Annotated in this window: 13 protein-coding genes; 4 read left to right on the top strand and 9 right to left on the bottom strand. The window is 56.5% G+C overall.

Features of this window, described 5'->3' with window-relative positions:
• Window positions 1–61: 61 nt before the first annotated feature.
• From BN2684_RS05920 to BN2684_RS05895, 6 genes are all read right to left on the bottom strand, one after another.
• Complete coding sequence (locus BN2684_RS05920; protein WP_058301245.1) at window positions 62–892, bottom strand: carbohydrate ABC transporter permease; 831 nt, start codon at window positions 890–892, stop codon at window positions 62–64.
• On the bottom strand, window positions 892–1,776 hold the full coding sequence (locus tag BN2684_RS05915) for a carbohydrate ABC transporter permease (protein ID WP_058301244.1): 885 nt from the start codon (window positions 1,774–1,776) through the stop codon (window positions 892–894). The genes BN2684_RS05920 and BN2684_RS05915 overlap by 1 nt, the downstream gene beginning before the upstream one ends.
• 174 nt (window positions 1,777–1,950) lie before the next feature.
• The gene (locus BN2684_RS05910) at window positions 1,951–3,342 is read right to left on the bottom strand and encodes an ABC transporter substrate-binding protein (protein WP_058301243.1); all 1,392 of its coding nucleotides are present in this window, start codon (window positions 3,340–3,342) and stop codon (window positions 1,951–1,953) included.
• 264 nt (window positions 3,343–3,606) lie between these two features.
• Window positions 3,607–3,828: a cold-inducible protein YdjO-related protein gene (locus BN2684_RS05905; RefSeq protein WP_058301242.1), complete on the bottom strand. Its 222-nt coding sequence runs from the start codon at window positions 3,826–3,828 to the stop codon at window positions 3,607–3,609.
• Window positions 3,829–4,032: 204 nt separating this feature from the next.
• Window positions 4,033–6,591 carry a TPM domain-containing protein gene (locus BN2684_RS05900; RefSeq protein ID WP_058301241.1) on the bottom strand — a complete coding sequence of 853 codons (2,559 nt, stop codon included), beginning with the start codon at window positions 6,589–6,591 and terminating at the stop codon, window positions 4,033–4,035.
• A gap of 230 nt (window positions 6,592–6,821) precedes the next feature.
• Window positions 6,822–7,334, bottom strand: a complete 513-nt coding sequence (locus BN2684_RS05895) for an acyl-CoA thioesterase (protein ID WP_058301586.1) — start codon at window positions 7,332–7,334, stop codon at window positions 6,822–6,824.
• A 274-nt stretch (window positions 7,335–7,608) separates the two neighbouring features.
• Between BN2684_RS05895 and BN2684_RS05890 the strand changes: the two genes are divergently transcribed.
• Window positions 7,609–8,058: an AbrB/MazE/SpoVT family DNA-binding domain-containing protein gene (locus tag BN2684_RS05890; protein ID WP_058301240.1), complete on the top strand. Its 450-nt coding sequence runs from the start codon at window positions 7,609–7,611 to the stop codon at window positions 8,056–8,058.
• A gap of 245 nt (window positions 8,059–8,303) precedes the next feature.
• Here the strand turns inward: BN2684_RS05890 and BN2684_RS05885 are convergent, their stop codons facing one another.
• Together BN2684_RS05885 and BN2684_RS05880 are read right to left on the bottom strand one after the other, a co-directional pair.
• Window positions 8,304–8,720 (bottom strand): DUF2179 domain-containing protein, encoded by a 417-nt coding sequence (locus BN2684_RS05885; protein WP_058301239.1) that lies wholly within the window; start codon window positions 8,718–8,720, stop codon window positions 8,304–8,306.
• A gap of 82 nt (window positions 8,721–8,802) precedes the next feature.
• Complete coding sequence (locus tag BN2684_RS05880) at window positions 8,803–9,159, bottom strand: hypothetical protein (RefSeq protein ID WP_058301238.1); 357 nt, start codon at window positions 9,157–9,159, stop codon at window positions 8,803–8,805.
• 217 nt (window positions 9,160–9,376) lie between these two features.
• Between BN2684_RS05880 and BN2684_RS05875 the strand changes: the two genes are divergently transcribed.
• On the top strand, window positions 9,377–10,237 hold the full coding sequence (locus BN2684_RS05875) for a DegV family protein (protein ID WP_058301237.1): 861 nt from the start codon (window positions 9,377–9,379) through the stop codon (window positions 10,235–10,237).
• A 142-nt stretch (window positions 10,238–10,379) separates the two neighbouring features.
• On the opposite strand, the gene BN2684_RS05870 is transcribed toward BN2684_RS05875, so the two are convergent.
• Window positions 10,380–11,381: a DMT family transporter gene (locus BN2684_RS05870; RefSeq protein ID WP_058301236.1), complete on the bottom strand. Its 1,002-nt coding sequence runs from the start codon at window positions 11,379–11,381 to the stop codon at window positions 10,380–10,382.
• A 477-nt stretch (window positions 11,382–11,858) separates the two neighbouring features.
• On the opposite strand from BN2684_RS05870, the gene BN2684_RS05865 reads away from it, so the two are divergent.
• Together BN2684_RS05865 and pgmB are read left to right on the top strand one after the other, a co-directional pair.
• A complete protein-coding gene (locus BN2684_RS05865; RefSeq protein WP_058301235.1) occupies window positions 11,859–12,905 on the top strand; it encodes a LacI family DNA-binding transcriptional regulator in 1,047 nt (348 codons plus the stop codon).
• Between the two features lie 58 nt (window positions 12,906–12,963).
• Window positions 12,964–13,620, top strand: a complete 657-nt coding sequence (gene pgmB, locus BN2684_RS05860; RefSeq protein WP_058301234.1) for a beta-phosphoglucomutase — start codon at window positions 12,964–12,966, stop codon at window positions 13,618–13,620.
• Window positions 13,621–13,709: the final 89 nt, after the last annotated feature.

Here is a 13,709-nt window from a genome sequence, read left to right as displayed (position 1 = left end):
TTATTCCGGTTAAGGGATGGCTCCACCACTTGTTAAAATCAAGATGCCATAGGAACGCGTACTAGCCCTTGACGCTCCCCGCAGTGAGACCCTCGATGATCTTCTCCTGCAGGAAGGCGTACAGAATCAATACCGGCGTCACACTGTACACGATCCCGGTGCAGATCAAGGCATAATCGGTCTGGAACGCGTCCCGGAAACCGACCATCCCGGTAGGGAGAGTCTTCAGCGCTTCCTTGCTGAGGAAGAAGTTCGCGAGCAGGTATTCATTCCAGTTGCCGAGGTAGTTGATGATAAAGACCGTCACAAGCGCCGGAACGGTAAGCGGTAGTACTATTCTAGCAAACAAGCCGGCAGCGCTCAATCCATCCATGATGGCGGCTTCCTCCAGCTCAAACGGAATGTTGCGCATGAAGGCCGCGATGAGCAGGACGCTTAAGGGAAGCGCCCCCGCCGTATAGGGAAGAAGCAGCGCCCAATGGGTGTTCAGGATTCCCATCTTCATTACCAGGATGTATTGGGCGATGAAGAGCACGTTGCCCGGAATGAGCATGCCGATCAGAACAAACTGGTAGATCCATTTGCTCGTTCGGATGAACTTCATCCGGGTGAGAGCAAAGGCTGTCCCGGCTGCCAGCAGGACTCCGACGACCGAGGAGACGAGCGAGATGTACAAGCTGTTGAAAAAGTAGACGTTGATCTTCGCCTTCACCCACGCCTCGCGGTAGTTCTCGAATACCCAATGTTCCGGAAGCGCGAAGGGTCGGGAGGCAATCTCGACATTGCCTCCCTTGAACGAGGACAGGACGATGAAGGCGAACGGAATCAGGACGATGAGCACATAGAGCATGAGCACAGCGTGCGGAAGGATTTTCTTGAGTGCGATCGGCATCAGTATTCAATCCTTTCCGTGTTTCTTCCGAACGTCAGCTGATAGAGGGTCGTCAGGATCATGGCAAAAGCGAAGATGATGAGCGAGATGGCGGTGCCGTAGCCGAACTGTCCGATCTTGATCGACTTGTGCACCATATACGAGGCCATGACCTCCGTTGATCCGACTGGCCCGCCGTCCGTCATGACGAGCACAATATCCACGACGCGCATCGCTCCGGCGATGGACAGCATGACGACGACGGAGATGATCGGCCGGATGAGCGGAACGGTGATGCGCACGGCCTGCTGAAAGGCATTGGCGCCGTCGATGGCTGCCGCCTCGTTGATTTCCTTCGGAATGGCGAGAATCGCCGCCAGCACGAGCACGATATAGAAGCCCATCCACTGCCAGGCATTCGTGATCAGAATGGACACCATCGCCCACTTCGGATCGGACAGCCAATAGATCGGCTCAATGCCGAGCTTGCCCAGGAAGGTATTGAGAAACCCGACCTCCGGCTCGTAGATGAAGCTCCACAGAATCCCAATGACCGAGGTGGAGAGAATGGAGGGCATGAAGACCGTCGTCTTGTAAAAGCCCTGCAGGCGCTTCACATTGCCGATCAATAGGGCGAAGAAAATGATCATCGGCACCTGGATGAAGACGGAGAAGACGATAAACCACAGGTTGTTTAGAATCGAATGGCGAAAATCGACATCTCCGAACGCCTCACGGAAATTATGCAGCCCGATAAACTTCGTGGAGTCGAGGCCGCTCCAATCCGTGAAGGCATAGAAAGCGGAACTGCCCATTGGATAGATGAAAAAGAGAACGTACAAGGCGATCGTCGGCACAACGAACATGAGGTAAATAAACGGGTTTTTCAAGGTATCCTTCGACATCTGTTCTCACCCAGCTCCCTGCCCGGGAGGAACGATCCGACTCATTCGCAGGCTTCCCCACGCGAATGACGCCGTCCGGCCCGGTAGTCGTAGAAATTAGAAGAAGAAAAGGCGCCGCCCACACCGGGCGGGCAGCGCCTTCTTCATCCGAAGATTGCGGATTGGTGGCTCCGTTTATTTGGCGGCGGCTTTGTCGGCGATGGCTTGAACCGCAGCGCCCATCTTCTCAGGGGTCGTCTGTCCCGCGATCAGCTTGCCGATTTGCTTCTCGGCTTCCTGGTACACTTCCGTCTTGACGGTAGAATCGAAGTGCGAGAAGGCGTTGGTCGTCGCGTCGAACTGCGACATGACCGTGGTCACGATCGGATCCGTCACCTTCGCTTTGGCATCCGCCGACAGCTTCATGGAAGGCAGAACGCCGTCTTCCAGCAGCCCGCGCAGCTGCATTTCTTCGTTGTACAGGTTCTTGATAAAGGCCTTCACGGCAGCCAGCTCATTCTCGTTCAGATCAGCCGAGAAGCCGTAGCCGTTGGAATAGTTGGCGTTGATCGCTTTTTGGTCGCCTACGCCGTTCGGTACAGCGGGCAATGCGAAGTAACCCGCCTTCTCAAAAAGGTCCTTGGACAGCTCCTTGTCTTTAAAGACCGAGGACCGCCAGCTTCCGTCGAACATCATGCCAGCCTTGCCGGTGACAAACTGGTCGAGCATTTGGCCGTATTCGAGACCGAGCTCGCCTTTGGTAAAGTAGCCCTTGTCTACCCATTCCTTATATTTCGTAAAGGCGGCGACCACCGTCGGATCGGTCCACTTCTTCGATCCGTCTGCCAGCTCCTTCACGATCTCCGGTCCGGCGTAGCGCCCCATCAGCGTATTGACGAGCATCAGCGGCACCCACGCGCCCTTGGAGCCCATGGCAAACGGCGTGATCTTGTTGGCCTTTAAGGTTTCCGCAGCCTTTTCCAGATCCTCTAGGGTTTGTGGCTCGGCGATATTGAACTTGGCGAACAAGTCCTTGTTATAGTAGAAGCCTTCGGAGCTTCCTCCAAGCGGCAGGCCGTACAGCTTGTCGCCGTCTTTGAATTGGTTCAGGTTGACGAATTGATCCTGCTTGATGCCGATCTCTTCGAGTACAGGCGCAAGATCCAGGAGACGTCCGGCTTTGCCGTATTTCAAAGCGTCCCCTTCGCCGCCGAACAGGTCCATGATCTTGGGAGGGTTGCCGGCCGCCATTTCGGCGGGCAGCTTGGTGAACCGGTTGGTGTTGTCTTCCACGCCGTCCAGCTCGAATTTCAGGCCGGGAATTTCGGCTTCGGTTTTGGCGACCACGTCGTCGAGAATTTTCTTGCGGTTCTTCTGCGCATCCCCGATTTGGATGTGCCGCAGGGAAACCTTGAACGGCTCTGCCGCTTTCGTGGGTTCCGGTGAGGGAGAAGCGGATTCTGTCGCAGCCGGAGCTTGAGATGAGGAAGGACTTGCGGACTCCGCTGCATCCTTGCTTCCACAGCCGGCGGCGAGCGATGAGAGCGCCATAACCGAAACGAGAAGCAGTGACAACTTTTTCTTCATTCTTTGTGACCCTCCTAGACCTGTAATGGCAACGGGTTCGTTGCTGTCTTCATTATAGAGGCGGGCCCGTGCACCCGGCAGGTTCACATTTCAATAAAAGAGGGATAAAATCCTCTACTCCCCCTATACAAAAACCTCCCGAAACAAGCTCGGGAGGTTTCTGGCAGCGGCCGGCTTGGCCAGGTCTGCATGTATTCAAAGGATTTCGGTCGGCGGATCGGCAAGGGGACTGGCCCCGTGCTTGTCCTTATCCGCAGGGCAGTGTCATCGGGAGGTTTTCGCTGTCGCCTTGGCCTTCTTCTTCGGCTTGCCCGTCGGCGGCAAATGCTTGATGCTCTTCAGCATCGGCCCCTTGCAGAGCGGACATGCTTTGTCTTCAGGCAAATACTCTTCGCGCACCCAAGCCTTGCATCCGGCATCCTTGCATCGGTAAATCGGTGTTGCTTCCAATAACGGCTTCTCTGTAGCTTCTTCTGTCGAACCCAACGTGATTCCTCCTCATGATGGAAAGAAGAGCCGGCAAGCGGCTCTCCGGAAAGCAAAGGCGGACGAAGCGCAGAGCTCCATCCACCGTTTTCCTGACTATATAGTTTCTCCGATCCGGGAACGGCATGCGGAGAAACGACCCTTAGGCATTATATCGACAGCAGGGCGACATTTCAAGTATTGACAAATCACGCTCTCCAGCCTTCACCAATTGGAGCCGCCGGAGGAATTGTCACTGCCACTTGAAGAACCAGAGTCCCAAGAAGAGCCTCCTGAGGAGTTGCTGTCGAAGGACGAGGAGTTCCAGGAAGAATCGTTTGCGGAAATAGAGGAGGCGGCGGACTGCCGCTCTTCTTCCTCGCGTCTCGCCTCCTCGATCGCCAGCTCGATCTGGTGGATCGCCGATTCGAGCCCGCTCGATTCCTCCAGCGCTCTGGCGTAATAGCCGGCGGCTAGCAGGCTGGCGATATCGCCCATGCGGGAAGAATAATCGTTCGAGGACAGTCCCGCATACCGGGAGGAGCCCATCCGACCGTTCGCAGCCCGATAACGCCGTTCCAGATCAAGCAGTTGACGCTCGGCATTCTCCTTCTGCAGGGCAACCTCCTGCACCATATCGGTGTAGTGACCCGTCTCCGCCTGCAGCTGATCGAGCAGTTGACCGATTTCGTTCAACTCGTAAGGCGCGTTCGCCAGCAGGCCGCCGAGTCGATTTCGGAGAGCTTCGATCCGCTCTCCCACCTGATCGGCCCCGTAGCCGGAATGAAACCGCAGGTCCTCCGCCTTGATCCGCCGGATTCCCCGTTCATACACGGCTCCGTATTCCGCGAGCCGCTCCTTCGACTGGGCAAGCAGACGGTCAAGCTCGGCCCCCGCGCGAACATTGTCGGCGAGCAGACGCTCGCATTCGTCAAGCCGAGCAAGTCCCTCGTCGAGCAGGCTCCGCGCCTTGTCATACTCCTGATGCTCCTCGTCCGTCAGCACACGAATATCGGGCAGTGTCCGCTCCGTCTCGGCAGCAAGCCGTTCCGCCCTCTCATAGCCTTCTTCCAAGGGGGTCCAGTGGATCCGAGCATAAGCGGCCGTCACGCGGGCGCGCTCGGACCTGCGGCTCCCCTCCTCCGCATGAATGCGGGAGATCCGTTCTTCGGCGATCCGGATATCGGCGGCATTCTTTCCCTTTAAGTAAGCTTGCCGCTTGGTCATCTCCACGGCTTCAGCCAGCAGATGGTCCATCTCGCCGGAGATCGTTCGGGCCGCTTCCACCTGCCCCGCCTGCAGAGCGGCGATGAGTGGAGCAACTTGATTCGCCGCCCGGCTCAGGGTGCCGAAGGGATCGGTGTGCGGCAACTTGAGCCCATTCTCTCGGATGAGCGTGTCCACTTCCGACCGGGCTCCTGCCGCCCGGTCCGGGAAGCTGCGGTGCGCCTCCAGGAGGACCGGGAAATCCTCCGCATCCTTCTCCTTGGATGCGAGCTCGTTCTCCGTTCGATTTGCCAGCTTGGCCGCCTCGAGCGGATCAAAGATGGAGAGATCCGCCGCCTTGGCGATGTCCGCCGCAATATGCGCCAATTCATCCGCCAAATGACCGAGCGGGTAACCATGGCGCGCCTTAAGCTCCTCCACGCGAGCTGCAGCGGAGTCAAGCCGCTCCTGCAGCTGTTTGACTTCGCCCTTGACCGTCTTGTCCACCTCGATCAGCCCGGCCACTTCCTTCTCGACCGAGCGGAACCGGCTATTCAGCTCCAACAGCCGAGCGCTCCCCTCCAACAAGCGGCGGTTCAGTTCGCCCAGCTTGAACAGGGAGACGGAGGCTTCCGCCAGCTCGGAACCAAACGCGCTTGCCTCCACGGCTAACGCAGACAGCTCGCGATCGAGGCGCGTCACCAGCTGCTCCGTGCTTCCCTGCACAAGGCCGAGAAAGGGCTTCAGCTTCTCGCCGCTCCGGGAGACGCCGATGAGCAGCTCACGGGCTTCCTCGACCTGCCGCTTCATCCTTCGCTTCAGGAGAAGGCCGTATCCAATCCAGACAAGCGCGGCGATGAATGCCGCGCCGCCCGCAAGCAGAAGCAGCGGAAGTAGAGGCGAATGGCTCTCCTCCGCCGCCCGGACGGTATAGCCCGGAAAGGGCGTCGAATCGGCGGGACGTGCCGTCCGCTCGGGTACAGGGGCTACGACTGAATCCGGATTGGACGTTGTCTCCGGTGCGGGGACAACCGCGGTATCCGGCTTAGATGTTCGCTCCGGTGCGCCATTCCCGCCGGGCTCCACACTTGAGGCTTCGGCGATCCGGTGCACCTCACCGATAACCGCAAGCGTCGCCCCCGCATAATCTCCTTGCTTTGCAGAGGGATTGAAGTACTCCGTAGTCAGCTCGGAGATAGAGCCGTTGCCGCGGCCAAACCGTTGGTCAAGCTCCGTCAGCAACGTGGGATTGTTGAAATTCATCTCGACGCGGCGGTTGCCGAGTGAGATGAGGAGCAGGATATCGTTGCGGCTAAGCCCCCAGCTGCGGTAAACCCCCTGCGCATACTCGTTAGCTTCCACTCCCTCCAGGCTCTCCACCGTAAGCACATAGAAGGTATAGGAATCCCCCTTTGCGGCTCCCTCGATCTTTACTCGTTCTTCTTCCGAATACAAACCCGCCGTGTCCGTGACCAGCCCCTGCTGCTCCGGAATAGCCGCCGCCCATACGCGTGCGGCGCTCCCTCCGAATGCCAGCAGCAAGACCATCAGCAGAATCCCCACTCTCCGTCTGCCCACACAACCTTCTCCCTTACTCCCATCAGATGGCCAGTCAAGCGTTCCAGCCCTCTTCTCCCTTCCAGGGGAAAAGATGCCGAGGAGACTGGCAAAACCCTTCACACTTATCGAGAAGCGATGCTCGGATGATCGTCGGCATCGCTTCTACTCCCACGGAGAAGCGGTGCTGAGATCGTCGGCTCAGCCTTCACTCTAACGAATAAGCGGCGCTGAGGTGATCCGCTCAGCCTTCACTCCCACGGAGAAGCAGTGCTGAGGTGATCGGCAAAGCGTTTGCTCTCCGAGCGCCGCCGCTTCCGCGCTTCGGCCCGCTGCTCGGCGCCCTCGAACAGCAGATGCTCCTCAGCCGACTCCGGGATCACGTGAGGGACTGCGACAGGTTTGCCATCGTCGTCCAAGGCAACGAAGGTCAAGAACGAAGTCGCCGCAATCCGCCTCTCCCCTGTCTTCAAATCCTCCGTCACCACCTTCACGAAGACCTCCATCGAGCTGCGCCCCGTCCAGGTCACATAAGACTCAAGCGCTACGGAATCCGTCATGCGGATCGGATAGAGAAAGTCAACGGAATCGGTCGATGCCGTAACCGTCGTCGCCCGGCACAGCTTAGCCGCCGAGATCGAAGCGATATCGTCGATATAGGACATCAGCTTGCCGCCGAATAACGTATAATGATTGTTTACATCAAAGGGGAACACTCTTGAAATCTTGTAGCATCGGGTCTCCCGAACATATTTAGCCTCCACCTTGTCCGCTCCTTCACGCATTTCCATGCTTTCATTTTCTTTTCATTATACCGCACGAATCCGGTTCCCCAAACCAGCGAATGCCCTGCTCTTCACTCCCTCTACACTGAAATTCAATTATCTGGAACCACTGGATTTAATATCGCCTGCGATCGCGAAAAACGGCTAAAATCGCGGATTATTTTCCATTTTTGACCGTTATCCAGTACGATTCTCTTTTAAAATCTGTTATAGTTAAGTATGAAATTCACTATGCCGCGAGTGAGGGAGCCGTATGAAAAACACCGGAATGGTCCGCAATTTAGACAGCTTGGGCCGAATCGTCATCCCGACCGAAATTCGCATGACGCGAAATATCGAGATCGGGGACCCCTTGGAGTTTTTTATTACAGACGATAACACCATCGTTATGAGAAAGTACAAGTCCACGGAATGCGCCTTTTGCCGCAGACTCGATACGGTCACGTATTACCATGAGCAGTTTATCTGTTCGACTTGTCTGGAGGAGCTGAAGACCGGCCAAGCCGCCGTTCTGTACAAGCCGGAGCCTGTCCGCCGAGATACCGAGCCGCCAGGCCGCAAGCGCGGCAAAACTTCGGAAATGCTCGAACGCTTAAAGCAGGCCTTTGCGGATCATCCGGGAGCCAGTCAGAAGGACCTCGCCGCACAGCTCGGAATCAGCCAAGCGCGGATCAGCCAGTTGAAGAAGGAACTCAAGCTTTAGCCCCGCATCACTCGGACTCCTACGGCATCATCACTCTTATAGGTATAGAACTCGAAACCTAAGCGCCGCGGCTAACCGGCGCTTTTCTTTTGCCGTACAAGAATACCGTTCTTCCATTGTCTTCCTCTTATGTACGTTCAGCGAATGAGGCCCGTTTCGGATAAGCGCAAAAAGAGCGCGGAAACCGGCATCGAGCTCCCGGCTTCCGCGCTCCTTCACACCTATATAAGTTCATCAAGAATCCTTCAACCGCGCCCGCCTCTTGCTCGCGAGGGCAAGCCGGAGGATTCGACGGTGATGACCGCATGCTCATCCATTTCCCGGATCAGGCGGATAACCTCGGTCTCTTCCGTTCGGGAAACATAACAGATCAGTGTATTTTCATCCTCCTTGCGGACGCCCGGCGTCTGCCGGTAACCGATCTCACGGTCGAGCTCCTGTTCCAGCATCGCGCGCAGCATTCGGGGCCAGGCGCTCCGCACCGATAGCTTACGTATGGAACGTGATCCTTGCGCCAGATAGAACACGGCGAAGAAAACGAGCCCAAACGCGACCAGCACATGGATCACAGAATCCCAGTGGACGGGGTATCCGAACAAGGTGAAGTCGGCCGCCTCGTTCCACAATGCGGTGGAAGGGGCCAGGACCGATTCGTCGTGCATGAGGCATTCCTCCTTGGCAGGTAATGGGACCGGAGTATCTCACAAACAACAGATTTCCCTGTCTCTACCTGACGCCGAAGAATTACACGTACCTGGAGGAGAATTGAAGCGGCAATAGGAGGGCTCTCCTTCTCGCATGAGCGACCGAGGGAAGGGTCGATAACCGAATGGAGGTCGGAGCGAGCGGATACCGGATGGAAATCGCGCAGACAAATAACAGTGCCGCAAGCGATTTCAGGAGAGCGGTATGCTTGCCTGAGCCCAGAGGAGCTTGACGGGCCGCCGATGACCAAACGGGGTTCTCCCCCTGAACCATTCCATTGCTGGATGGGGCCGGCTCGGAACGCTTCGGAATGGGAGGCGTCGGATACGTGAACAGGAAGAAGACGACGATCAGCAGGCTTGCGACCGCTCGAATCCCGTTTTTTCGAATTGTCATGGGCCATCCCCCTTCCGTATGCTCTGCCGTTCCTCTCTTTTTAGGATACCATATCGGCAAAATCGAACTCAATGTCCCTGCGCCTAATTCGCCCGATTGGCAAAAATCCTTGATTTCTTGTAAATCCTGAATTTTCACAGCACGGGAAGTAGTGGTATGATGGAAGCACAAGCTTGCGGATCCCCCGATGCATATTTCGGGCAAAAGGAGTTAAGAGATGACGATAAAAATTTTTACGGACAGCGCCGCAGATCTGCCGAAGGAACTCGTTCAGCGCCACGGGATTGAGGTCGTACCGCTGATGGTAATCGACGGCGATAAAGAGTACGAGGACAATGTCACCCTGGACCCCGCCGACATGTTCCGCGGCATGCGCCAAGGCACCGCCTACAAGACTTCCCAAATCTCCTATCAGACCTTGTACAGCCGTCTGAGTTCCTACGCCGAACAAGGGCAAAGCTGCTTGTATTTGGCTTTTTCATCCGCTCTGTCGGGAACTTACCAAACCGGCGTTATGGTCAAGAATGACCTGTTGGAGCAATACCCCGATTTCGAGCTTGAGGTTCTCGATACGAAATGCGCCTCTTTTGGCGAAGGCATGGTCGTGCTGAAGACGGCAGAACTCGCCGCACAGGGCAAAGGCATGGCCGAGCTTGTGGAAGCCGCGGCTTTTTACGCCCGCCATATGGAGCATATCTTTACAGTCGACGATCTGAAATACCTGCTCCGTGGCGGACGGGTCAGCCCGATTGCCGCTTTCATCGGAGGCATCCTTCAGATCAAGCCGATTCTGGATGTCGAGGACGGCAAGCTGATCCCGATCGAAAAGGTCCGCGGACGCAAGAAGGCGCTTCAGCGCATGGTCGAAATCATCCGGGAGCGTGGCGTTGCGCTGGACAAACAAACCATCGGCATCAGCCACGGAGATGATTTGGAAGCCGCCGAGCAAGTCGCCTCCATGATCCGAGAAGCCTTCGGAACCCCCGAGGTGCTCATCAGCACAGTCGGTGCATCCGTTGGGGCACACTCCGGCCCCGGGACGCTCGCCATCTTCTTCCTGAACAAGGAACGAGACTAGAACTTGCTTCCGCAATAGAAAAGGAACCGCATTTCCCCTCAGGCAGTCGGGGATCATGCGGTTCCTTTTTTTGCTCCAAGAAGCCAAGCTTTTAAGTCGCTGCTCCGATCCATTCTCCATCCGTTTGCCACCGCAAGGGCGCTTATCCGCGCTCCCTGCCTGCTGCACGCCGGCTTGCCGTCCGCTGCCCCGACGCTTGCAAATGGCCGGACGATAGACTCGTCGCATAGCTCTGCAGCACCATCCCCAGCATAACCAGCAGCATGCCGATCCACGATACAGCCGTCGGAAGCGGACTGCCCAATAGCAGCTCCACCACAACCACGAACAGCACCTCCATCGACTGGGTCGCCTCCACCCCGGCGAGCTGCTGCATGCTTCCCTGCGCCAGATCGGTGGCATGGAAGAACAAGAGTGTGGCGATGACTCCGGAGCACACCGCGACCGTCAAGGAACCGCCCACTTGTCCGATAGAGGGCGGTCCCGCCGATATCCAGCCGTAAGCCGCGAGTGCGAGCCACACCGGCAGGCTGGCGACGGTCATCCCCAGCACCCGCTGAAAAGCATCCAGTCTTCCGCCGCAGTGCTCCATCATCTTCCGGTTTCCAAGCGGATAGGCAACGGAAGCGACCAGAACAGGAATGACCCCGAACAGCGATTCGCGCAGGGTCAACGCCCCAGCATGTTCCGCTTGCATCAAAGCTATGCCGATGAGAATAAGCCCCGACAAGGCGAGAGGCATCCTCGGAAGCTTCCTTCGTACTTTCCTAGGCCCCTCCGGAGTAGCCAGCGTTTCATAGAAGAACGGAACGAGCAGCGTCCCGGAGACGATGGTGATCTGCCAGGTCGCTGCCGTGAGCCAGCCGGGGCTGTAAGCGGCAGCGAAGCAGAGCGGCGCATAGAAGAGACCGAAGCCTATTGTGCTCCACAAGAGCCATGCCCGAGGATTCCGCTTCATCTCCTGAAGCAGAGGAAGCATGTTCTTTCGACCGGCCACGAGGAGCAGCAGCAGGGGGAGCATGAAGAGATACCTGAGGGAAGCGCTCCATAGCCAGCTTCCGCCGGACAGCTCCATCGAACGGTTGAGAATGAACGAGGACGCGAAGAGAAAGGACGCGCCGATACCGAACCAAATGGGACGCACAATCGTACTCCTTTCGGCAAGTTGAATAGACTATAGCACAATCGCGAATCGGGGTGAATGCATTTCTTTCGGACCGATGATAATCGTTTCACACTCCCATTCCGATAGTTAAATCCTGCAAATTTGCGCAAACCGCTTATTTATTTTGCGTTTCGCTCATATTTTTCACGATAAATCCGCTCCATTTTTGCGAAGTAAGCGCTGTTATCAGGAGGATTTTTGCCCGACTTTTCATATTTGCGAAACTAGTTTGCACAAAAGAGGAGCTGCATTTTTCCTTTCATCTCTCTTTCCTTACTCGTATCATCCTCAAAAAACCCCCAAAAACGAATTGTATCCGCTTTCTAAACACCTTCTTTGTCATTACTCATAACTTTTCGCCCTCATTTTCGGTTCACTTTCTATTTACAAGGGCAAAAAATTGCATTAAGATGTCTCTGTAGCGCAAACGGTTTCACTAGGAGGCTTCAAGTTTTCATGTCGGCAACGATCAAAGATGTCGCCCGGCTGGCCGGCGTCTCCCCCTCAACGGTATCCCGGGTTCTGTCCAAATCTTCCCGGATCAGCGAAGAGACCTCCAAACGGGTAAGAACCATCATGGAGGATCTGGGATATACCCCAAACTCTTTGGCGAAGAGCCTCGCCTCCAGGGAATCGAACACCATCTGTGTCGTTCTCCCGAAGCCGGCCGAGGAGCTGTTCACCAATATGTTCTTTCCGGAATTGATCCGAGGGATTGTCACCCAGGCAAGCCGCTCCGGCTACGATGTGCTGCTGACGGCAGAACCGACAGAGCGCAAAGAAATCGACACGCTGTCCCGCCTGCTTGAAGGCAAACGCGCAGACGGGGCGATCCTGCTCTATTCGCGCAAGGATGATCAGGTCATCGAATTCCTGAGCTCCGGCAGCCATCCCTTCGTGCTGATCGGCAAGAGTGAAAGCCACCCCGAGATCCTAACGGTCGACAATGACAACGTAAAAGCTGCAAACGACGCCGTCATGCATCTGATTGCCATGGGACATACCCGCATCGGGTTTGTCAGCGGTCCGCAAAACCTGGTCGTCTCTCAAGATCGTCTGAAAGGGTACCTCGCCGCTTTGGAGAATACGGGATATGCGTTGAGGCCAGAATGGATAGTGGAAGGAGATTTCTTACAGGAAAGCGGCTATCGGGCCATGTCTTTTTTCATGGACTTGCAGGATCGCCCTTCCGCGCTCGTCGTGTCCGATGATTTGATGGCGCTCGGCATCCTGCGCGGACTTAAGGAGGCGCAGTACTCCGTCCCGGAAGATATCTGTCTGGTCAGCTTCAACAACATTCCGCCCGCCGCCTTGTCCCACCCTCCCTTAACCAGCGTGGACATCGGCATCTATCAGCTGGGCTATGCCGCTGCGCAAACGCTTGTTTATCGCATTCGGCATGCCCCGGATGAGAAGAGCCTGCCGTTTCCGGCTCGCCAGATCATTCCTCATCAGCTGATCGTGCGGGAATCTTCCTTGCGGCATCTGCCGTTATCTCCATAACGTCTCATATGAAATGCTTACCGATGCTTATCGCCTATGAACAAAAGGAGAGATCTATATGACCCTGCCACTGAAAGCCTGCTTGTTCGACTTGGACGGCGTCCTAGTCGATACCGCCAAATACCACTATCTCGCTTGGAGAAGGCTGGCCGAAGAACTCGGCTTCCCTTTCACCCAGGAAGACAACGAAAGACTGAAGGGGGTCAGCCGCATGGCTTCCCTCGATATTTTGCTTTCCATCGGCGGTATGACGCTCGCCCCCGATGAGAAGGAGGCACTTGCCGCCAAGAAGAACGGCTGGTACGTGGAGATGATCTCCCGGATGGACGAATCGGAGATTCTGCCCGGCGCACTCGACTTCTTGAAGGCCTGCAGAGAAGCCGGCCTTAAGGTGGCGCTCGGCTCGGCAAGCAAGAACTCCAGCATCATTCTAACCAATACCGGGCTCACCCCTTACTTCGACGCCATTATCGACGGGACGAAGACGCAGGCCGCCAAGCCTGATCCGGAGGTTTTCCTACTCGGCGCAGAAGCACTCGGCGTATCTCCTGCGGAGTGCGTTGTCTTCGAGGACGCCGAAGCCGGCATCGAAGCGGCAAGGCGCGGAGGAATGCGCAGCGTGGGTATCGGCTCGCCGACCATTCTGAACAAAGCCGATCTGGTGGTCCCCTCCCTCGGGGCGATGACCGTCGGACGTCTGGCTGAGCTTACCTGATCCATCATCATGCCGTGAATGCGCGTCTGACCTGCCTCGCGGCTATGCCTCACACCTCCACAGCGTATGACTCACTCACTTCATGACTA

The organism is Gorillibacterium timonense, assembly GCF_001457415.1.
GTDB lineage: Bacteria > Bacillota > Bacilli > Paenibacillales > NBRC-103111 > Gorillibacterium > Gorillibacterium timonense.
The sequence above is the reverse complement of the archived record's forward strand: the minus strand, read 5'-3'. Positions and strand labels throughout refer to the sequence as shown.

Coding starts and splice junctions, on each gene's coding strand:
- BN2684_RS05880 (WP_058301238.1), bottom strand. CDS start 9,159: ATGACAATTCGAAAAAACGGGATTCGAGCGGTCGCAAGCCTGCTGATC.
- BN2684_RS05910 (WP_058301243.1), bottom strand. CDS start 3,342: ATGAAGAAAAAGTTGTCACTGCTTCTCGTTTCGGTTATGGCGCTCTCA.
- BN2684_RS05865 (WP_058301235.1), top strand. CDS start 11,859: ATGTCGGCAACGATCAAAGATGTCGCCCGGCTGGCCGGCGTCTCCCCC.
- BN2684_RS05890 (WP_058301240.1), top strand. CDS start 7,609: ATGAAAAACACCGGAATGGTCCGCAATTTAGACAGCTTGGGCCGAATC.
- BN2684_RS05915 (WP_058301244.1), bottom strand. CDS start 1,776: ATGTCGAAGGATACCTTGAAAAACCCGTTTATTTACCTCATGTTCGTT.
- BN2684_RS05875 (WP_058301237.1), top strand. CDS start 9,377: ATGACGATAAAAATTTTTACGGACAGCGCCGCAGATCTGCCGAAGGAA.
- BN2684_RS05885 (WP_058301239.1), bottom strand. CDS start 8,720: ATGCACGACGAATCGGTCCTGGCCCCTTCCACCGCATTGTGGAACGAG.
- BN2684_RS05920 (WP_058301245.1), bottom strand. CDS start 892: ATGCCGATCGCACTCAAGAAAATCCTTCCGCACGCTGTGCTCATGCTC.
- pgmB (WP_058301234.1), top strand. CDS start 12,964: ATGACCCTGCCACTGAAAGCCTGCTTGTTCGACTTGGACGGCGTCCTA.